At 41.2% G+C, this 20,566-nt stretch carries 16 protein-coding genes and 1 tRNA gene; 5 read left to right on the top strand and 12 right to left on the bottom strand.

The features are described 5' to 3' along the window. Positions 1–41: 41 nt before the first annotated feature. From ACYVHJ_RS08735 to ACYVHJ_RS08745, 3 genes are all read right to left on the bottom strand, one after another. Positions 42–1,535: a DUF1501 domain-containing protein gene (locus ACYVHJ_RS08735; protein ID WP_460514154.1), complete on the bottom strand. Its 1,494-nt coding sequence runs from the start codon at positions 1,533–1,535 to the stop codon at positions 42–44. A gap of 6 nt (positions 1,536–1,541) precedes the next feature. Next, a complete protein-coding gene (locus ACYVHJ_RS08740) occupies positions 1,542–4,748 on the bottom strand; it encodes a DUF1553 domain-containing protein (protein WP_460514156.1) in 3,207 nt (1,068 codons plus the stop codon). A 254-nt stretch (positions 4,749–5,002) separates the two neighbouring features. Beyond that, positions 5,003–5,075 (bottom strand) — tRNA-Lys (locus ACYVHJ_RS08745). Positions 5,076–5,186: 111 nt separating this feature from the next. On the opposite strand from ACYVHJ_RS08745, the gene ACYVHJ_RS08750 reads away from it, so the two are divergent. Then, positions 5,187–5,912, top strand: a complete 726-nt coding sequence (locus ACYVHJ_RS08750) for an SH3 domain-containing protein (protein WP_339902225.1) — start codon at positions 5,187–5,189, stop codon at positions 5,910–5,912. Between the two features lie 211 nt (positions 5,913–6,123). Here the strand turns inward: ACYVHJ_RS08750 and ACYVHJ_RS08755 are convergent, their stop codons facing one another. The 4 genes from ACYVHJ_RS08755 to ACYVHJ_RS08770 all read right to left on the bottom strand — a co-directional run bounded on the left by ACYVHJ_RS08755 (position 6,124) and on the right by ACYVHJ_RS08770 (position 10,651). Beyond that, positions 6,124–6,807, bottom strand: coding sequence for a hypothetical protein (locus ACYVHJ_RS08755; RefSeq protein WP_460514157.1), 684 nt, complete (start codon positions 6,805–6,807; stop codon positions 6,124–6,126). Between the two features lie 160 nt (positions 6,808–6,967). Next, entirely contained in the window at positions 6,968–7,528 is a 561-nt protein-coding gene (locus ACYVHJ_RS08760; RefSeq protein WP_460514626.1) for a gluconate 2-dehydrogenase subunit 3 family protein, read from the bottom strand. Between the two features lie 26 nt (positions 7,529–7,554). Beyond that, a complete protein-coding gene (locus ACYVHJ_RS08765) occupies positions 7,555–9,234 on the bottom strand; it encodes a GMC family oxidoreductase (protein WP_339902223.1) in 1,680 nt (559 codons plus the stop codon). 142 nt (positions 9,235–9,376) lie between these two features. Next, a complete protein-coding gene (locus tag ACYVHJ_RS08770; RefSeq protein ID WP_339902222.1) occupies positions 9,377–10,651 on the bottom strand; it encodes a nucleoside permease in 1,275 nt (424 codons plus the stop codon). Between the two features lie 250 nt (positions 10,652–10,901). On the opposite strand from ACYVHJ_RS08770, the gene ACYVHJ_RS08775 reads away from it, so the two are divergent. Genes ACYVHJ_RS08775 through ACYVHJ_RS08790 form a run of 4 tightly spaced genes read left to right on the top strand, consistent with a single transcriptional unit; the run spans position 10,902 to position 14,332 of the window. Continuing rightward, positions 10,902–12,068 (top strand): Gfo/Idh/MocA family protein, encoded by a 1,167-nt coding sequence (locus ACYVHJ_RS08775; RefSeq protein ID WP_339902221.1) that lies wholly within the window; start codon positions 10,902–10,904, stop codon positions 12,066–12,068. Between the two features lie 15 nt (positions 12,069–12,083). After that, complete coding sequence (locus tag ACYVHJ_RS08780) at positions 12,084–13,139, top strand: sugar phosphate isomerase/epimerase family protein (RefSeq protein WP_339902220.1); 1,056 nt, start codon at positions 12,084–12,086, stop codon at positions 13,137–13,139. 17 nt (positions 13,140–13,156) lie between these two features. Beyond that, positions 13,157–13,588, top strand: coding sequence for a c-type cytochrome (locus ACYVHJ_RS08785; RefSeq protein WP_460514161.1), 432 nt, complete (start codon positions 13,157–13,159; stop codon positions 13,586–13,588). A gap of 6 nt (positions 13,589–13,594) precedes the next feature. Then, positions 13,595–14,332, top strand: coding sequence for a 3-keto-disaccharide hydrolase (locus ACYVHJ_RS08790; protein WP_460514162.1), 738 nt, complete (start codon positions 13,595–13,597; stop codon positions 14,330–14,332). A gap of 169 nt (positions 14,333–14,501) precedes the next feature. On the opposite strand, the gene ACYVHJ_RS08795 is transcribed toward ACYVHJ_RS08790, so the two are convergent. The 5 genes from ACYVHJ_RS08795 to ACYVHJ_RS08815 form a co-directional block, all read right to left on the bottom strand. Further along, positions 14,502–16,736, bottom strand: a complete 2,235-nt coding sequence (locus ACYVHJ_RS08795) for an NADP-dependent isocitrate dehydrogenase (RefSeq protein WP_460514163.1) — start codon at positions 16,734–16,736, stop codon at positions 14,502–14,504. Between the two features lie 227 nt (positions 16,737–16,963). Beyond that, positions 16,964–17,785: a 3-methyl-2-oxobutanoate hydroxymethyltransferase gene (gene panB, locus ACYVHJ_RS08800; protein WP_460514164.1), complete on the bottom strand. Its 822-nt coding sequence runs from the start codon at positions 17,783–17,785 to the stop codon at positions 16,964–16,966. A gap of 1 nt (position 17,786) precedes the next feature. Next, entirely contained in the window at positions 17,787–18,293 is a 507-nt protein-coding gene (locus tag ACYVHJ_RS08805; protein WP_339904682.1) for a phosphoribosyltransferase family protein, read from the bottom strand. 105 nt (positions 18,294–18,398) lie between these two features. Then, positions 18,399–19,322, bottom strand: a complete 924-nt coding sequence (gene rsgA, locus ACYVHJ_RS08810; RefSeq protein ID WP_339904680.1) for a ribosome small subunit-dependent GTPase A — start codon at positions 19,320–19,322, stop codon at positions 18,399–18,401. After that, entirely contained in the window at positions 19,319–20,563 is a 1,245-nt protein-coding gene (locus ACYVHJ_RS08815) for a 3-deoxy-D-manno-octulosonic acid transferase (protein WP_460514165.1), read from the bottom strand. The genes rsgA and ACYVHJ_RS08815 overlap by 4 nt, the downstream gene beginning before the upstream one ends. Between the last annotated feature and the right edge of the window lie 3 nt (positions 20,564–20,566).

The following is a 20,566-nucleotide window of genomic DNA, read 5'->3' on the forward strand; positions in this document are numbered from 1 at the left end:
TAAACAGATAATTTAATTTCAACCTTTATTCGTTAAAAAAATCAAGAGAAAAGTCCATTAACCACATTCCCGGCAACATCCGTAAGCCGGTACCTTCTTCCTTGATGCTTAAAAATCAATTTTTCATGATCGACACCAAAAAGGTGCATCAAGCTGGCATGAAAATCATGCACATGTACAGGGTCTTTGGTGACATTGTATCCAAAATCATCCGTTTCACCATAAGTAAAGCCTGGTTTAACCCCTGCACCGGCCATCCACATGGTAAAACAGCGAGGGTGGTGGTCTCTCCCATAATTATCGGCCGTCAATGTCCCTTGACTGTATACGGTTCTACCAAACTCTCCACCCCAAACGACCAAGGTATCTTCCAGAAGCCCTCTTTGTTTAAGATCTTTGATAAGTGCTGCACTTGCCTGATCCGTTTTTGCACATTGATTTTTTATTCCATTGGGTAAGTTGCCATGCTGGTCCCATCCCTGATGGTAAAGCTGTACAAATTTTACATCCTTTTCTATTAGCTTCCTAGCCAAAAGACAATTGGCCGCATAGGTGCCGGGGTCTCTACTTGACTCACCGTACAAATCAAATACCCAATCAGGTTCATCAGACATATCTGATACCTCAGGAACTGAGGACTGCATACGGAAAGCCATTTCATACTGAGCAATTCTGGCATTGATCTCTGGGTCTCCATAGGTATCGTACTGGAGTCCATTTAAGGTTTTTAAGTAATCCAGCATTTCTTTACGGTCATTCCCATCATAATTTTCCGGATTGCCCAAGAAAAGTACCGGATCTTTTCCCGATCTGAATTGAACCCCTTGATGTTGAGAAGGCAAAAACCCATTGCCCCAAAGCCTTGCATACAAGGGCTGATCCCTCACTGCGTCTTTGGATACAAGGACTACAAAACCCGGTAAGTTTTGATTTTCAGAACCAAGACCATAGGATAACCAAGCGCCCATGGAGGGCCTTCCGGGCAACTGATGGCCGGTTTGCATAAATGTAATGGCAGGGTCATGGTTAATCTGTTCGGTGATCATGGATTTAATGAAACAAAGCTCATCGACCACTTCGGCCATATGGGGCATCAGTTCACTCACCCAGGTCCGACTCTTTCCATACTGCTTAAACTTAAAGCTGGATTGGGCTACCGGAAAAATACTTTGATTGGCACTCATACCGGTGAGGCGCTGGCCTCCACGGATGGATTCCGGAAGGTCTTGCCCATGCCTATCACTTAGGCCCGGCTTATAATCAAAAAGATCCAACTGTGAGGGTCCTCCACTTTGAAAAAGATAAATAATTCGTTTTGCTTTGGGCGCATGATGCGGAAGGCCGGGCAAGCCTGAGCCGAGCATGGTATCCGTTCCTTTGGCCATAAGTCCATCACTGGAAAATAGGGAAGCCAAAGCCAATCCTCCCATTCCCATGGCTGTTTTGGTAAGAAAATGCCTGCGGTCTATCTTTTTCTCCAGCTCATGAAGCTCCGGATAAGCCTGAAATTGATGTTTATTATGGTGGTTGCACATAATGAATTATCTTTTAGTAATGGTAGCGTCAGCGTTGAGTATGGCACTTGCTACCACGGTATTGGCCGCCCACTCATATTGGTCCGGGCTTTTTTGCACAGGATAAGCTCCGGTATTGAGCCATCCGTCCATTTTCTCAGGAGATTTTTTAAACTTTTCTAGTTCTGCTTCCTTTAAATTTAATAAAACTGCCAGTTCTGCATCTTTAGGAAACCTACCCGTGAGCTTTCGAAAAGCATTTTGAATGGCCTTGCCGGTATCCTGTTCTGAAGCTATCTGCATGCCCATCACTTTTGCTATTTCCACATAAATGGGATCATTCATTAGCACCAAGGCTTGAAGGGGCGTATTGGTTTCCTGTCTTTTAATGGTCGTTTCTGATCTTTCCGGTGCATCAAATATATGCATGGTGGGATTAGGCACGGAACGTTTCCATAAGGTATATAAACTTCTCCTGAACAGGTTTTCGCCGGTGTCTTCTACATATTGACCACCATTTACAGACCATAGTCCTTCAGGTTGATAAGGTTTGACACTTGGGCCTCCAATCTTTTTTCCTAGCATACTGCTGGCAAAAAGCGCATTGTCTCTGATCATTTCACCTGCCATCCTTCCGGAAGGGCCCCGCGCCAGCCATGTGTTGTCAGGGTCCTTTTCCTGTAAATCTTTTCCGGCCAAAGAAGACTGTCTATAAGTGGCAGACATCAATATCATTTTCTGAAGTTTTTTCACATCCCAACCGGAGCTTCTGAAGGTTACTGTCAGCCAATCCAATAACTCCGGATGACTGGGCATTTCTCCTTGGTTCCCAAAATCTGAAGAAGTAGCGACCAGACCTTTACCAAAAAATTGCTGCCAAAGGCGGTTTACTGCAACCCTTGCAGTCAGCGGATGTTTTGGATCTACCAACCACTTGGCCAAGCCTAGCCGGTTTTTTGGATAATCTTCCGGCATGGGCAGAATGGACTCCGGTGTGCCGGCTTCCACTTCCTCACCATGGGCCGCATATTCTCCCCGCTCCAAAATATAAGTGGGTCTCGGGGGATTCATGTCATCCATTACCATTACTTCTTGTATAGGCTCCACCTCAGCAGTATGTTCGCTTCGGGCTTTTTCTAGTTCCTTCAATTGTTTTTGGTACCTTTTTGATACATTGTGCCAATAGAAATCCTCCAGGGCTTTCTTGTCTGCTGTACTTAATTCGCTGGCTTTTTTGTTGATCAGCTGAGCAAATTCTTCCGGTTGTAACCATTCAAGAATTTCCAAAGCTGTCAATTCTTTGTTGAATATTTGGAGCTCATCCACAGCCGCACCTTTTAGCCCTCTTCCTCTCCATACAGCCCCTACCTGAATCCCGGGTTGATTATTACCTGCGAAAAGTATGTCTTTGTACAAGTTGTCTCTGGTCATTTTAGCAGGCATCAATTTTCCATTGGCGTAGGTTTTTATTCCCTCCGCTTTGGAAGAGCCATCATAGCCCATCAACAAATGAATCCATTGGTCTCTAGGAACGTCCCCAATTGTCAGGTTACTAATGACATTGTATGGGGCAGTATGGGCAAGAATCATTTCCAATTTATTGTCCTTCAAATACAAGTGATAACCACGCCTATTGAACAATACAGCTCCATTTCCGGTATGGAAAATAACTCCATTTTCCAAGCCCGACGGAATGTTCACCCATATGCCTACACTGAAAGGCTGATCCTTAGAAAAACTACCTACCCCTCCCATCTTCAACCAAGAATCGCCATTTAAGTAAGCAGCCTTGCCTTGGTAACCTTCAACCAATTCGGGCTGTTTACTTTTTTCTCCGGTGCTTTCCATAATTCCCTGAACCCTGGGATTAATTTTGTCCTGCAAGGGAGTTTTGTCAAAATCAAAATGTGAAATTAAGGATTGAGATGGATTGAAAAAGCGGGTATTTTTGTAGGATTCATTATTGATCCAAGCTTCAAAATTGGCCTGCTCTTCAATTTTTATGGCGGACAAGGTCTTTTCTGCTTGGTTTATATCGGCCTTCAACATCTTTAGCAGGTTGTCTTTTTCTTCATCTGTCCAAAGCATGGTGGGTACAGGCATTGCATTGTCCCAGGAAATCTGTCCTGCTTCATCTACTTGATTGAAGAAACTGCTAAGTTGGAAGTATTCTTTCTGGCTAATGGGGTCAAACTTATGGTCATGACACCTCGCACATTCAAGACTTAGAGCCATAAAAGCTTTGCCCAGCGTATTGGTCCTGTCTGCAACATATTCTACCCTAAACTCTTCCTGAACAATCCCTCCTTCCATGTTTTGAGGATGGATGCGATTAAAGGCAGTGGCCAACTTTTGATTTTTTGTGGCATTTGGCAGTTGATCACCGGCCAATTGCTCAGTGATAAACTGATCATAGGGCATGTTCTGATTGTAAGCAGCTATCACCCAATCGCGCCACGGCGACATGTCTCTAAACCTATCTACGGTATACCCATGGGTATCGGCAAACCTGGCAAGATCCATCCAATACAAGGCCATTTGCTCTCCATAATGGGCTGAGCTTAGCAATCGATCAACTTGCTTTTCATAGGCATTTTCCGAACTGTCAGCCAAAAAGGCATCCAATTCTTCCAAACTTGGGGGCAGCCCGGTTACATCCAAGCTTAATCTTCTCAAGATTAATTCTTTGGTGGCAGGGGGACTGGGTTCAAAACCATGTTCAAAAAGTTGCCTGCCTATGAAAAGGTCAATGGGTTGGTTGGACCAATTTTGGATTTTAGGTAATGGAATTTCCGGTAATTCCGGCGTTATGAATGCCCAATGGGGGCGGTATTCTGCACCGGATTGGATCCATTTTATTAGAATTGCTTTTTGCCTGTTGGTTAGCGTCAGGTGAGACTCAGGGGTAGGCATTTGGAAATTGGGGTCTTCTGAAATGATCCGATGAAAAACTTCACTTTGCTTCAACTTCCCGGGGCTAATGGGAATTTTACCACTTTCCTTTGTGGCCGCATAAGCAGCCTCAGGAAGGTCAAGCCTCATTCCCGCTTCTCTGGCAGCCTCATCGGGACCATGGCATGAAAAGCAATTGTCAGAAAGGATTGGTTTCACATGGATATTAAAATCCACTTGCTCCGGAAGTTTATCCATTTCCTGAGCTATAGGTTCCGGCAAATTGGGCTTACAGGAGCATGCCATCATTACCAGTAATAAATGTATCCATCTAATCGACATTGTATTCCTTGGGTCAATTATTAAGTGTAAAAATAAATTTAAACGAAATTTAATCCAATTCCCATATTTTTGGAATATATCCTGCAATTCTTGATACAGAAATACAAAAGAATATTTTCACGGAAGAGTTTAGATAAGGAAATTCTTAACTATTTCAATTATACCAATAATAAAAAAGCATGTTATGTGCGGATAGAAAAGTGGTACAAAACAAAAAAAACCTGTTCGATTGAACAGGTTTTTTTGTTTTGATGTGATCCCGCTGGGGTTCGAACCCAGGACCCTAACATTAAAAGTGTTATGCTCTACCAGCTGAGCTACAGAATCATTATTCCAATTATTTGACTCCCTTTTTCAAGGTTTAATATCAAAAGATTCCTTGGTTTTTCGCCTTAGTTTCCCGTAATTGGACTGCAAATTTAAAGGACTATATTGAAAATGCCAAATCTTAGATGGATCTTTCTTGTTTTTTTATCAGCTTTATCACTGGTTTACCCGCATCAGGCTGATAGTCAGGTCGAGGGAAAAACAAGTCTTTCGACTGCCGATAGCTTATTTTCAGAAAAAAAATACAAAGAGGCTTTAATAGTCTATGAAAACATTCTTTATCAAGAAAATGCCTACTCTCCGGCCATGCTAATAAAGATGGGCTTTATTTCTGAAGGTTTGGGGGATTATGGGAAAGCATCTCTTTACCTTTCCAAGTATTATGATTATAACCCAAACCCTGAAGTCATTGATAAAATCAAATCTTTGACCGGACAAGCATCTCTGGAGGGTTATCAAATTTCTGATCAAGACAGATTTCTTCGGCTATTATTGGATTATAAGACCATCATTACCGGAACTGCTGCTTTATTAATGTTGGTATTTTTAATCCTAGTATTTGTTTTTCCTTCCAAACGAACGGTTTTCTATTACCCTGCAATGCTGTTTTTGATCATCACCTTTGCCTCCAACAATTTTTTGCACAAACCTGATACAGGCATTATTACAGGTGGACCGGTGCTTATCATGGACAGCCCTTCTTCGGCGGGAAACTTGATCAGAAGAGTGGAAGCAGGACATCGCGTCACCATTTCATCCAGTAAAGACATGTGGTATGAAATTGAGTGGGGAAACAATACGGCCTATGTTCGCAAAGCGGACATTTCAAAAATCTAATGACAATTTAAAAAAAGGCTTGAACGGAGCTAAGTTTTTAACATAATCAGGCTGTTGGGATATTTAGCACCTAATAGAACGCCTATCTCAGCTATGCACTAAATAGTTAAATTGAAAGCTTCACTTTGCCCAAGGCGTCTACTATGATAACTTGTTAAATGCAACTGAAAGCGTAGTACTCCTTAATTTGGCTTTTTTTTGAAAGAGTTGGCTATAAGGAATCAAGAGATTGATCCTTTTCTTCTATTTCTTCATCCATATCAGGATCTACCATACTTAGAATTTCTCCAGGAGATAGGTAAAGTGCTTCAATTTTTTGTTTATAAGCCAAAGGAATTTGGTCATGGTTTAATACAAAGTTTTTGGTGGCAATAATTTTCTCACCAAGACCATGTGCTACCGCATAACTATCAGCGGCTATTTCTGCTTTGGTAATAAAGGCATTAGAAAGGTAATATTTCATGCCAAAGCCTAGAAGGTTCAATGAACTCCTATTCAAATAATCTTGAATATGACCCAACTCATGTCCAATCCAACCTAAAAATACATCTTTTGGCAGATCTTCGATTGGTATAGGGTTGTCTTCCAAAAAAAGATACCTGGATATTTTTATTTTATAGGAGCGGTTACCTTTGGAATGCTTAAACAAGGAACCGACTTTCGGCTGGGCCTGCATTACCGATCCACTGATTTTTTTCTTGAACTGAAAATCAATTTTGGTATTGATTAGGTCCGGAAAATAAGACAAGGCTTCTAAAGTCAGTTCCCGTATTTCACTGGGAATGATCTTATTAGTCGCAAATTTTTCAAATTCTCCGTTTGAATCCTGTGAAACTTCAGTTACAGTAAGCATCTCTTTTTTGTCATACCTATCACTAGAATTGTAGATGGACATGAGGTTTAAAGAAATTATAATATTCAATATTAAATATATCATGTTTTACACCTGGTTTATCCTTGTATAATACACAATATCATATAGCATTCCAAAATTTTATGCATAAAAAAATCCCGCCTAGGTAGGCGGGATTTACAATTTTATCACTTAATGGCTATCAAATAGCCCAAGCTCTGTCTCCTTTTTTATAGTCAATACAAGGTTCATACCTACCGGGTGTCTCCACAAACCTTAGGGCTTGAGTTGCTCCAATCTCTGAAGTAAAATAACCCAATAGTGTCAGGTCTTTGATCATAAGGATATACTTGTCCTCCTTATTATCCTCAGCATCGGGGTTCATGGCTCTTTTATTCACCTGATTAAGAAAGTCAGTTCTTTCTTCTACCGAGGCATCCATAAAATCCTTCTCCGTGCTGGTTTTAAAATCATGCTTTAGTTTATTAAGACCATTGATAAAGGATTTCTGTTGTTCTTCAGTATAGGTAGATTTCACCATCATGGCCATAAATGAACCTATCCCTGCAGCCTTGGCACCCGGAGTATCGGTAGTAGGAATAATGGCTTCTCCAATTTCATCCATATAAGCCAATTCCTCTTCGGAAAAGTCCAGTCCTTCAATTTGTTTATCGGGAGCACAGCCTGTCAATATCACATTGGCTCCAACCATGGTACCTCCCATCATTAGTACCACGCTTTTTAGTGCTTCTCTTCTATTCATAAAATTCATAACGCTTCAATTTGGGTTTACAGGTTACCTTTTTTCAATTCTTCCACAGCAAAACTAGCTGCTCTTGCGGTCATGGCCATGTATGTCAATGAAGGGTTTTGCGCTGCTGCAGAAACCATGGCTGCACCGTCCGTTACAAAAACATTTTTGGCATCCCACACCTGGTTATTGCCATTTAAAACAGAAGTTTTAGGATCTCTTCCCATCCTTGCTGTACCCATCTCGTGTATACCTTGTCCAAAAGTATATCCGGTATCATAGGTAGTAACATTTTTTACCCCTGCTGCTTCTAGCATTTCTGCAGCATCGTTTTTCATGTCAACCCTCATTTTTTTCTCATTTTCATGGATTTCAGCATCCATCTCCAATACAGGTATTCCCCACTTATCGGTAACCGTCTTGCTAAGCTTAATGGTGTTGCTGTGATAAGGAAGGATCTCACCAAATGCTGTCATGCCTATGGTCCAATCTCCCGGCTCGGTAAGCTCCGCTTTTAAAGGGGCGCCAAAATCCAATTCAGCAACTGTTCTGCTCCATCCTTGTCTACTTGCTCCTCCTTGGTATCCAAAGCCCCTCACATAATCCCTGCTTTCGTTTCCTAAGTTTCTGTATCTTGGGACATAAAACCCTCCAGGCCTTCTTCCAAAATAATACTTGTCATCAAAGCCTTCGACCACACCTCTTGCTCCTAATCTGAAATGGTGATCCATTACATTGTGTCCAAGCTCTCCCGAGCTACTTCCCAATCCTTCCGGCCATATATCAGTAGCAGAACGCATTAAGATAGCTGAGGAATTGAAAGCTGAAGCACAAAGAAATACAATTTTTGAATTGAATTCGTAGGTTTTATTGGTTTCTCCATCAAGAACTTCTACACCTGTGGCGCGCTTGTTGTCTTTGTCATACAGCACTTTGGTAACGATAGACCAAGGTCTCAAGGTAAGGTTTCCTGTAGCCACCGCAGCAGGAAGTGTAGAAGACTGGGTACTAAAATAACCACCATAAGGGCAACCTAGAGAACATTTGTTTCTGTATTGACAGCCCGGTCTGCCCGGAAGCGGCTGACTAATATTGGCTGTTCTTGCATTGGTCATTACCCTTGCTCCCTTAAAATGATCTTTGATCCGGTCTGCCACGGTCTGTTCTACACAGTTCAATGGCATGGCAGGCATAAATTCACCATCAGGAAGAATATCCAGTCCATCTTTATTTCCGGAGATACCGGCAAATTTCTCTACATAACTGTACCAAGGGGCCAGGTCCTTATACCTGATGGGCCAATCTACAGCAATTCCTTGCTTGGCATTAGCCTCAAAATCCGTGTCTGCCCATCGGTAACTTTGTCTCCCCCATAACAAGGAGCGACCTCCTACTTGATAACCTCTAAACCATGTAAATGGCTTCTTTTCTACATATGGAGAATCATCCTCATGCGCCCACCAGTCAAGGTTTAACTCATTCAGGACATAGTCCCTTCTAAGGTTAGGGTGGTTCTCCAACATCTCAATTGTCCGCCTACCTCTGTGAGGCACCTCCCAAGGTGCCTTGGTAGCGTTTTTATAATCTTTTACGTGCACTACGTTCGGACCTCTTTCCAGTAGAAGTACTTTTAATCCCTTCTCTGTTAGTTCCTTTGCCGCCCATCCGCCGCTGATCCCTGATCCAACGACAATAGCGTCATAACTTTGATTAGCCATATGCTTCAATTGTTTATTTTAGGTATTGCAATACTATTGATATTTATAAAGAAATGGTATGATTTTCCCATTTACCTATATACAACAGTTACTATTTATAAATGCTCTAAATTAGTTCCTATTTTTTCCTTCATGAGCCTACTTATTTTTCTACCTCATCGCCATTCTTCAAGCTATTCCTTTCAGCAGAGGCTTTAATGAAATCGTTATCCGTAAAAAAGACAAGAAAGATTATGGTAACCACCAGGGCTATACCTGAAGGAATCAACCAAATATTTTTCCAAACATGATCCCCATTCTCTAGCAAATAGAAATCTGAAACTATTCCTGCAATCCAAAAACCTATCAACATACCTATGCCGTAGGTGGCCAATGTAATCAAGCCTTGGGCAGAACTTTTATATTTCGGTCCGGCTTTTGAATCGGTATAAATCTGTCCGGAAACGAAGAAGAAATCGTAACAAATCCCATGTAATGCTATGCCAATTAGTAACAAATAGGTGCCCTCACCGGCATCACCAAAAGCAAACATTACATACCTGACTACCCAAGCAAGCATACCCACAATCAAGGTGGTCTTTAAACCAAATTTCTTAAAAAAGAATGGCATCAACAAAAGAAAAAGCACTTCCGAAACTTGCCCTATGGTCATTTTACCGGTAGGGTTAGTTAAACCCACTTCGGATAAGAATGGATTGGCATTCTGATAGTAAAAAGCCAGAGGGATACAAATAAGAATGGAGGAAAGAAAGAAAATAGAAAAATCCTTGTCTTTCAATAATTTAAGCGCATCTAAACCAAGTATTTCTGATATTGATTGTTTTTCATCCTTATTGGCAGCGACCGGAGGAGTTTTGGGAAGGCTAAAGGCAAATAGCCCTAAGACAACGGAAGAGATAGAAGACATTAAAAAGGTATTGCTGAGCATTCCTTCACCTATAGAAGCTGAACTATCCCAGGTAAAGAAAAAACTTATCATTAAACCGGAAGCAATCCAGCCTACTGTACCCCAAACGCGAATCGTGCTAAACTCTTTGGCAGGATCCTTCATCTGATTGAAGGAAACCGAATTGACCAAAGCCAATGTGGGCATGTATATGATCATGTAAATTAGCACATAGGGATAAAAGGCGACAAAACTTTCTGAAACATACATCATGTACATCAAAACTGCTCCGATTAGGTGGGAAATCCCTAATATCTTTTCCGCATTAAAAAACCTATCTGCTATTAATCCTATAATAAATGGCGCAACAATCGCTCCAATTGATTGGGTAGAAAATGCTGCAGCCAACTGGCCACCATTGGCCTGAAGGTTATTGCCTAAAAATGTTCCTAAAGTTACGTACCAGGATCCCCAAACGAAAAACTCTAGAAACATCATGAGGGAAAGCTTAAACCTGTTATTTAATGTCATATTTATTGGTCTGTTAGTGGTAAGTTTGATGGGATTTAGTCAGGGACGGTTATCAAACATTCTATAGAATTATTTAAAATTTAAGCCAATTTAACGTAAATTTATCACTTCAGAAAGCAAGCATACTATTTCTCATTTTCCTAAAAAATATTTTAATCAATTTACAATATTTGTAGATTCATTTTAATGCATTAAAAAATTAAAGGGTAAAAGGGGATATTAATCAATAAAAAAACCAAAGACCACAAGAATGAGTAACAGAAAACTTAAAATGGGGATGATTGGCGGTGGACCTGGATCCTTTATAGGTGCTGTCCACAGGATTTCAGCAGCAATGGACGGAATCATTGAATTGGCCGCTGGCGCATTTAGTAGTAATCCGGAAAAATCTGCAGAAACCGGCAAAGAACTTTTTCTCCCTTCTGAAAGGGTATATGGCTCATATGATGAGATGTTTGAAAAAGAATTGCTACTCCCTGAATCTGAAAGAATTGATTTTGTAGCGATAGTTACGCCCAACCATGTACATTTTGATCCTACCAAAAAAGCCCTGGAAAATGGTTTTCATGTGGTTTTGGATAAACCCATGACCTTTAGCTATGAAGAAGCGAAAGAACTCAACAAAATAATCGAACAAACAGGCTTATTGTTTTGCCTAACCCATACCTACACGGGCTACCCAATGGTCAAGGAAGCAAAACATTTGATTGCTACAGGTGTTATTGGTAAAGTGAGAAAGGTATACGTAGAATATCCTCAAGGCTGGCTTTGGAATAAACTTGAAAATACAGATTATAAGCAAGCCATTTGGAGAACAGACCCTAGCAAGAGTGGTATTGCCAATTGTATGGGAGATATAGGCACCCATGCATTTAACCTGGCAGAATACGTCAGTGGATTAAAACTGACCAAACTGTGTGCTGACCTCAATTGTGTAGTTGAAGGCAGGACTCTTGATGATGATGGAGCCGTTTTATTGAAGTTTGAGGGTGGGGCCTCAGGCGTTTTGATGGCTACTCAAATCGCTCCGGGGGCTGAAAACAACATCAAGATCCGGGTTTATGGTGAAAAAGCCGGGCTGGAATGGGAGCAGGACACTGCCAATTCCTTAATTGTAAGACAGCCTGAAGCACCTGACCAAATTTACCGAGCAGGAGGCAATATTCCTTACCTTTCTTCTTCGGCTTTGGAAAACGTAAGAACTCCGGGAGGCCATCCTGAAGGATACCTTGAGGCTTTTGCCAATTTATACAGAAACTTTGCCAGGTGTCTTTACGCCAGAAAAAATGGTGAGACGCCTAAAAAGGAATGGGAAGACTATCCGGGGGCTGAAGATGGATTGCGCGGAATGGCATTTGTTGAGCATGTCGTGAAAAGTAGTAATTCTAATGAAAAATGGACTAAATTTGAACTTTAAATAACCAAAAACTATATGAAAACCATTAAAGGACCAGCCTTATTTTTGGCTCAGTTTGTAGATGATAAAGCCCCATTCAATAATTTAAAAGACATTTGTGCCTGGGCTGCAAGTATAGGATACAAAGCCGTACAAATTCCTACATGGGATGCCAGGCTCATTGACCTTCAAAAAGCAGCTGAGGACTTGGACTATGTAGCACAAATAAAAAATACTGTAAAAGAGGCCGGTGTAGAAATTTCTGACTTTTCCACCCATTTGCAGGGCCAATTGGTGGCAGTAAGCCCGGCATACAATGAACTTTTTGATGCTTTTGCTCCTGCTGAACTGGCCGGTGACCTGAAGGGCAAACAGGAATGGGCAACCAACCAATTGATGATGGCTGCCAAAGCAAGTAAAAATTTCGGCTTGACTACTCACGGTACTTTTAGCGGAGCTTTGATGTGGCATACTGTTTACCCCTGGCCTCAGCGTCCTGCCGGTTTGGTAGATACCGGTTTTGAAGAATTGGCAAAACGATGGCTACCTATTTTGGATGAGTTTGACAAATATGGCGTGGATGTTTGTTATGAACTACACCCAGGGGAAGACTTGCATGATGGGGTCACTTTTGATTTATTCCTAGAAAAAGTAAATCATCACAAGAGGGCCAATATTCTTTATGACCCAAGTCATTTTGTATTGCAATGCCTGAATTATGTAGATTTTATCGACATTTATAAGGATAGAATCAAAATGTTTCACGTCAAGGATGCAGAATTTAATCCTACAGGAAGACAAGGAGTATATGGAGGCTATTCCAGCTGGATAGAAAGGGCAGGAAGGTTCCGTTCACTTGGTGATGGGCAAGTTGATTTTAACGCGATATTTAGCAAACTCTCTCAATATGACTTTGATGGGTGGGCAGTCCTAGAATGGGAATGTGCCATTAAGCATCCGGAAAATGGAGCAATTGAAGGAGCTAAATTTATAAGTGAAAAAATAATAAGAGTAACCGAAAAAACCTTTGACGATTTCGCATCTACCGGAATGGATGAAGGTTTAAACAAAAAATTATTGGGAATTAATTAATCTAACTATTACAAACCATGAAGTTTAATTTAAATTTAAGTATGGCATTCATTGCCAGTGCAATGGTAGCCGTTTCTGCATGTGGAGGCTCCGGAGGTTCAGAGTCTGCATCCAGCGAAGGCACTACCGCACCTCCTCCGCCTCCTGTAGAGGAAATCAGTCTTGAAGAGAAGTACAAAGATGATCCAATTTTCATCAAAGGTTCTGAATTGATGGGGCAAAATGACTGTCCTTCTTGCCATATGCTTGAAAGAAAAATTGTAGGTCCATCTTACGCTGATGTTGCTGCCAAATATGAATCTACTGACGAAAACGTAGAGCTTTTGGCAGGAAGAGTTATCGCGGGTAGTGTAGGCACTTGGGGGGAAATTCCTATGCCGGCGCACCCTACCCTTTCAGAAGAAGATGCTAAGGATCTTGCAAAATTCGTATTATTGTTAAAGAAATAATTTGAAATGATAAAAACAACTTTGTCTATAGCAGCTCTTTCCCTTGCCGTAGTGGCCTGTGGCCCTGCTAAAAGTGAAAAAGAGACTACAGAAGAAAACATTGAAGAAATCATCGTGACTGAAGAAGAGTGGATAAGTTTATTTGATGGAAATAGTCTAACAGGTTGGACTGCCTATGGGAAAGATCAACCGGGCGAAGCTTGGGAGGCTGCCGATGGTGTACTTTACTTTAATTCTGATAAAAAAGACGAAGGTGCTTCTGCAGGAGATCTTGTTACCAAGGAAACCTTCGGTAATTTTCACTTGCAAATCGAGTGGAAGATCTCAGAAAATGGAAATAGTGGCATCATGTTTCATGTCCAGGACAATGGTGAATATGACAGACCTTACCATACCGGACCGGAGTACCAGGTACTTGACAATGATGGACATAAAGATGGCCAAATCATCACCCACAGAGCCGGAGATCTTTATGACATGATTGAGTCCTCCGAAGAAGCTGCCAAACCGGTAGGTGAATGGAATAAGACGGAGATCATAATCAATGACAATACCTTGCAGTTTTTTCTCAATGGAGTAAAAACAGTGGAGACTACACTTTGGGACGACCAATGGAAAGCCATGGTTGCAGAAAGCAAATTCTCTCAATGGGAAGGCTTTGCCAAGTATAAAGAAGGTAAAATTGTCCTCCAAGATCATGGAGATGATGTTTGGTTCAGAAATATCAAAATCAAAAGACTATAATTAGAGTTGAAATGGTTCTGCCATTCTAAACTCCCGGCTTTTATGCCGGTCTGAAAATACAAAAAGCCGGAAGATAATTTCTTCCGGCTTTTTTATATTAAGCTTATTTTAACCCGAGATAGCTAACAGAAGCTCTGTTGCCTAATTCGGGTTGAAAACTTAGGTCCAACTAGGCCACAATAGTTTTCAATATATCATTTAAGGTTTTGCTTGGACGCATGGCAGTAGACGTTTTGTCCTCGTCAGGCTTATAATAACCTCCAATATCCACAGGACTTCCTTGCGCACCATTTAGTTCATCCACCACTTTCTGCTCATTTTCACTCATGGTTTTGGCCACCGGAGTGAAGATAGTTTTCAATGCTTCATCCTCATCTTGATTTGCCAAGGCCTCAGCCCAATAAGTCGCCAGGTAAAAATGACTTCCTCTGTTGTCAAGCTCATTCACTTTTCTGGAAGGAGACTTTCCGTTTTCCAAAAACTTCGCTGTTGCTTCATCTAAGGTTTTTCCTAATACCTTAGCCCTCTCATTATTAAAAGTTTCACCCAAATGATCAAGGGAAACAGCTAAGGCTAAAAATTCTCCCAGAGAATCCCACCTAAGGTGACCTTCTTCTACGAATTGCTGAACATGCTTAGGAGCAGATCCACCGGCACCGGTTTCAAATAAACCTCCACCATTCATCAAAGGTACCACTGAAAGCATTTTAGCACTAGTTCCCAATTCCAAAATTGGAAATAAATCTGTCAAGTAATCCCTCAATACATTACCGGTAACAGAAATGGTATCTTTGCCGTCTTTAATACGTTCCAAAGAATAACGGGTCGCTTCTTTAGGAGATTTGATATAGATTTCCAAGCCACTGGTGTCGTGGTCTTTTAGGTAGGTTTCAACCTTAGCAATAAGGGCAGCATCATGAGACCTGTTTTTATCTAGCCAGAAAACGGCAGGAACACCTGTGGCTTTAGCCCTGTTAACAGCCAGCTTAACCCAATCCTGAATAGGTGCATCTTTTACCTGACACATTCTCCAGATATCTCCTTTTTCTACTGTATTTTCCAAAATTACATTACCGGAAGCATCCGTTACTTTTACCGTACCTGCAGATGGAATTTCGAATGTTTTATCATGAGAACCGTACTCTTCGGCTTTTTGAGCCATCAGCCCTACATTGGGAACAGAGCCCATGGTGGTTGGATCAAAAGCACCGTTTTTCTTACAAAAATCAATGGTTTCTTGATAAACTCCCGCATAAGACCTGTCCGGAATTACAGCTTTGGTATCTTGTAATTCATTGTTTTTATTCCACATTTGTCCACTGCTTCTGATCATGGCAGGCATGGAAGCATCAATAATTACATCACTTGGAACGTGTAGGTTGGTGATTCCTTTGTCAGAATTTACCATGGCCAAGTCAGGACTCTCTGTATAACAAGCATCAATATCAGCTTCAATCGATTTGCGAGTAGCTTCAGGCAATTTATCCAAAGCAGCTATAAGATCTCCAAAACCATTTTTTGGATCTACTCCTGCTTCTTTAAGGACTGCTGCATGTTTTTCAAATACCGGAGCAAAGAAAACAGTCACGGCATGCCCAAAAATGATTGGGTCAGAAACCTTCATCATGGTAGCCTTCATATGCAATGAAAACAGTACGCCTTGCTCTTTTGCTTCGGCAATTTGCTCTTTAAGGAATTTTCTTAAAGCAGAAACGCTTAAAACAGCGGCATCAATGATCTCACCTTTTTGTAAAGCCAAACCTTCTTTTAAGGAAGTCTCTGTACCATCTTCTCCATGCAATACGATGTTGATACTGGTTTCTGAAGGTATGGTTAAGGACTTTTCGCTACCATAAAAATCTCCTTCAGGCATGCTTGAAACATGAGACTTGGAGTCTTTGCTCCATTTTCCCATGCTGTGAGGATTCTTTCTGGCAAACTGCTTGACAGCCTGTGGTGCTCTTCTATCAGAGTTACCTTCCCTTAAGACCGGGTTTACAGCAGAACCTTTAATTTTATCGTATTTGGCTTTGATGTTTATTTCTTGTTCATTTTTAGGATCATCAGGATAATCCGGCAAGGCAAAACCCTGTTCCTGCAACTCTTTGATTGCAGTTTTCAACTGCGGAATAGATGCACTAATATTAGGTAGTTTTACAATGTTAGCTTCCGGGGTTTTGGCGATCTCTCCCAATTCGGAAAGCGCATCCTTCACTCTTTGTTCTTCTTTTAAAAACTCAGGAAAATTAGCAAGAATCCTACCTGAAAGAGAAATGTCTCTTGTTTCCACAGACACCCCGGCCGAATCGGTAAATGCCTTGATGATTGGCAATAAGGAATAGGTGGCTAACGCCGGTGCCTCATCGGTAAGGGTATAAAGAATTTTGGGGGTTTTGTCACTCATGTTTATATCTGTTTTCTAATTGTATTATTAAAAATGAATTACATTTAAAATTGTGGGCTAAATTACGAAAAATATCTTTATCCTAAGACCACAGATCGAGATAAGGGAAAATAATAACCCTAAGGAGGATAGCATACATAAGGTGAGAAAATCAGGTACCAATGGTAAACTTAGCAGCTTAAAAACCAAAGGCCTTCAATCCTCCTTCTTTCATCACAAATATTGGCTTAATAACTTTCTCCCTGATTGGGAAAGTCCTCGGATTTAACGTCCTTAATATAATCCCCTACTGCTTTTAGCATGGTATTTCTGATGTCTGCATATTGCCTCAAAAACCTAGGTTGAAACTCTTGGGTTATCCCCAACATGTCATGAAGCACCAATACTTGCCCATCCACATCCGGACCTGCACCTATGCCGATTACAGGAATACTTACCGCTGAAGCCACTTCTTTGGCTAGGGAAGCAGGTATCTTCTCCAATACAAGGGCGAAACAACCGCATTCCTCCAGGACCTTCGCATCGGCTAAAAGTTTTTTGGCTTCATCTTTTGCTTTGGCCCTGACGGTGTAGGTTCCAAACTTATAAATGGACTGCGGCGTTAAGCCCAAGTGGCCCATCACAGGTACGCCGGCACTCAATATACGGATGACAGACTCTTTGATTTCTTCTCCCCCCTCTACCTTTACGGCATGGGCACCTGATTCTTTCATGATCCGGATGGCAGACCTCAGTGCCTCTGAACTATTGCCCTGATAAGAGCCAAAAGGAATATCTACTACAACCAGTGCCCGTTCCACAGCTCTTACCACAGAGGTGGCATGATAGATCATCTGGTCTAGAGTGATCGGCAAGGTGGTTTCGTGTCCTGCCATTACATTGGAGGCAGAGTCGCCCACCAATATCATGTCAATTCCTGCCGCATCTACTATGCCCGCCATGGAGAAATCATAAGCAGTAAGCATGGAAATTTTTTCTTTACGCTTCTTCATTTCCTGAAGTATATGCGTAGTAATTCGTTTCAAATGGGTTGATTGATGTACAGACATATTAGTGTAAATGAACGGTGGAATCTTCTGGGTCTAAGTTGACAGTAATGTGCTCACTCAAGGTGGTGGCCAATTCATAGCCGGTATAATCCGGAGCAACCGGGAAAAGCTTGTGGCTTCTATTGACCAAAACCAAAACTTCCATTTTTTTTACTTCTTGTTCAAGAAAAGGAACCATGGCAAAGGCCAGGGTTTTACCTGTATTCAATACATCGTCTACTAGGATAATGGACTTCCCATTCAGAGGTTCATGTGCTGAAAGAATAACCTCTTCTAGTATAGGGTTGGCCTTGTCAAGTTCTATTTTAATCAACTGAAGATCAAATGGTGCGATTTCCTTTAATTTCTTCACCATTAATTCTGCGAAAACATAACCCATCCCGGTAAGTCCTGCTATGGTCAATTGTTTTTCCCCCGCATTCCTTTCATATATCTCAAAAGCTATGCGTGTGATCTTTTGTTGAATTTGGTGGTGGTTCAACACCAATATTTTTGCTTTTTGCGTCATTTCTTTTGTCAAAATTTAAATGAAAGTAACCGAATTGCCTCTGCTTTCAAAGCAATGAGTGAACTTTGCTTTGCCAAAATCCTGATAAATACTGTTGATTTACCTTTATCTATGACTATCCTCCTCACTCATTATTTTGAGATAGTTCTCATAGCGATAAGGGTGAATATAGCCTTGTTCTAACACTTCCAGAACTTTACATCCCGGTTCATTAATATGCTTGCAATTGTTGTATTTGCATTGTCCCAAGTATTTTCTTAGCTCCACAAAGTAATGGGACAACTCATGATCTTCAATGTCCAAAATACCAAATTCTTTGATACCGGGGGTATCGATAAAATAACCATCTTCACCAAAAGGAAACATTTCTGCAAAGGTGGTGGTATGCACTCCCTTGGAAGAAAACTTAGACACCTCCTGAGTGGCCTGTGTTGCGTTGGGGATAAGCCTATTGAGCAAGGTAGACTTTCCAACACCGGAATGGCCAGCCAATAAAGTAGTTTTCCCCTCTAGACCGGGTTTAAATTTCTGCATCAAGTCCTCATCATGCAAGGCAGACAATTCCACAACAGGGTAACCTAATGGCGCATAAATATCGTGCAATTCCTGTTTGAAATCCAGGTCTTTTTGTTTGGTCAAGGTTTCTACCTTATTGATAAGAATGGTGCTTGGGATCCTAAAACTCTCCGCACTGACCAAAAACCGATCAATAAAACCAAGTGAAGTACGAGGTGACCTCACCGTTACCATTAGATAAGCCTGGTCAATATTGGACGCCAAAATATGGGAAAAATGCTGCTTCCTGGTAGATTTCCGAATGATATAATTGTCCCTGGGAAGAATATCGGAAATCACAGCCGTTGACTGGTTTTTTTCATTCTCCAGCATCACATAATCCCCCACCGCTATGGGGTTGGTCAATTTGAGGTTATCCTGCTTGAACTTCCCCCTAAGCCGGGCTTTGATCAGTTTTTCACCCACCTTAACCTCATACCAGGACCCTGTCGTTTTGATCACCCTTCCTTTCATCTTTCCTTCTTAATGATTGCCATTGTATTATCAGCACTTCCTAAGTTATCGCCTACCAGTTCTTTGGCAGCCATGCAAGCTTTTTCATAATCTGCCTCTTGACTAAGTTTGGCTATTACGGATATGATTTCTGACTCATCTTTCACAGGAAAGCCACAGCCGTATTGCCGGCTTATACCGGCTTCCGGAAATTTGGAAACTTTTTTCAATGGCCCGTGCAATACGGGAATTCCAAAAGCCAAAGGTTCTAGAATATTGTGTAGCCCCTTACCCATTGCCCCACCTATATATGCCCAGTGGGCAAATTGATACAAGGAAGACAACATCCCGATATTGTCTATGACCAGAACCTTCCAAGCTTGTGGCTGCTTCTGGTTTTTGAACTCTGAGTACTTTACCGAAGGCAAGGTAATGGCCTTTTGCCAATTCTCAATGATTTCTATATCTATATCATGAGGAGCAACAATAAACTGTATGTCCTTGGATTGATTGATAAAAGGAATCAAGTTATTCATGTCCTCCTGCCATACACTACCCAAAACCATTACCTTTTGAACAATCCCCTGCTCAATTTCAGGAAATAATTTAGGAGATAGGCTGGTATTGTATACATTGTCAAAGCGAGGATCCCCCGTAATGCTAATATTTTTAACGCCCACATGATTAAGTAGTTTTTTAGTGGCTTGATTTTGAACAAATATATGATCAAAGCGGAGCAAAATATCCTTGAAGAACTTACCATACCAAGAAAAATAGACTTGTTCCTTTCTAAAAGAAGCAGCTACCAAATAGAGGGGTATTTTTCTTTTTTTGATTGCTAAAATTGTATTGGCCCACAGGTCATATTTAACAAAAAACACCATATCAGGTGAGAGAAAGTCTACAAATCGGTCAGCATTATTTGGCGAATCTATGGGCAAGTAGCACATAAAATCAACCCACTCTTGCTTCTTTCTAATGGCTTGTTCATAGCCCGAAGGACTAAAAAAAGTTACTGCAACACCCCATAATGGATATTCTTTTTTAAATGCGGCAATTACCGGTTTTGCCTGAAGAAATTCTCCAAGAGAGGCCACATGAAACCAAGCCAAAGGGCTCGGGTTTGCTTTCCGAAATGATTTTACCGCTTCAAAGGTGTTTTTTCTTCCATCGACGGCTAGTTTGAGCTTCGCTGATCTTTTGCTGCCAATCTTCATCAGCCCATCAAGCAAAATCATTCCCAAGTTGTACAAAATCCTCATGGG

The organism is Cyclobacterium sediminis (assembly GCF_054781075.1).

Coding starts and splice junctions, on each gene's coding strand:
- ACYVHJ_RS08735 (WP_460514154.1), bottom strand. CDS start 1,535: ATGTGCAACCACCATAATAAACATCAATTTCAGGCTTATCCGGAGCTT.
- ACYVHJ_RS08740 (WP_460514156.1), bottom strand. CDS start 4,748: ATGTCGATTAGATGGATACATTTATTACTGGTAATGATGGCATGCTCC.
- ACYVHJ_RS08750 (WP_339902225.1), top strand. CDS start 5,187: ATGCCAAATCTTAGATGGATCTTTCTTGTTTTTTTATCAGCTTTATCA.
- ACYVHJ_RS08755 (WP_460514157.1), bottom strand. CDS start 6,807: ATGTCCATCTACAATTCTAGTGATAGGTATGACAAAAAAGAGATGCTT.
- ACYVHJ_RS08760 (WP_460514626.1), bottom strand. CDS start 7,528: ATGAATAGAAGAGAAGCACTAAAAAGCGTGGTACTAATGATGGGAGGT.
- ACYVHJ_RS08765 (WP_339902223.1), bottom strand. CDS start 9,234: ATGGCTAATCAAAGTTATGACGCTATTGTCGTTGGATCAGGGATCAGC.
- ACYVHJ_RS08770 (WP_339902222.1), bottom strand. CDS start 10,651: ATGACATTAAATAACAGGTTTAAGCTTTCCCTCATGATGTTTCTAGAG.
- ACYVHJ_RS08775 (WP_339902221.1), top strand. CDS start 10,902: ATGAGTAACAGAAAACTTAAAATGGGGATGATTGGCGGTGGACCTGGA.
- ACYVHJ_RS08780 (WP_339902220.1), top strand. CDS start 12,084: ATGAAAACCATTAAAGGACCAGCCTTATTTTTGGCTCAGTTTGTAGAT.
- ACYVHJ_RS08785 (WP_460514161.1), top strand. CDS start 13,157: ATGAAGTTTAATTTAAATTTAAGTATGGCATTCATTGCCAGTGCAATG.
- ACYVHJ_RS08790 (WP_460514162.1), top strand. CDS start 13,595: ATGATAAAAACAACTTTGTCTATAGCAGCTCTTTCCCTTGCCGTAGTG.
- ACYVHJ_RS08795 (WP_460514163.1), bottom strand. CDS start 16,736: ATGAGTGACAAAACCCCCAAAATTCTTTATACCCTTACCGATGAGGCA.
- panB (WP_460514164.1), bottom strand. CDS start 17,785: ATGTCTGTACATCAATCAACCCATTTGAAACGAATTACTACGCATATA.
- ACYVHJ_RS08805 (WP_339904682.1), bottom strand. CDS start 18,293: ATGACGCAAAAAGCAAAAATATTGGTGTTGAACCACCACCAAATTCAA.
- rsgA (WP_339904680.1), bottom strand. CDS start 19,322: ATGAAAGGAAGGGTGATCAAAACGACAGGGTCCTGGTATGAGGTTAAG.
- ACYVHJ_RS08815 (WP_460514165.1), bottom strand. CDS start 20,563: ATGAGGATTTTGTACAACTTGGGAATGATTTTGCTTGATGGGCTGATG.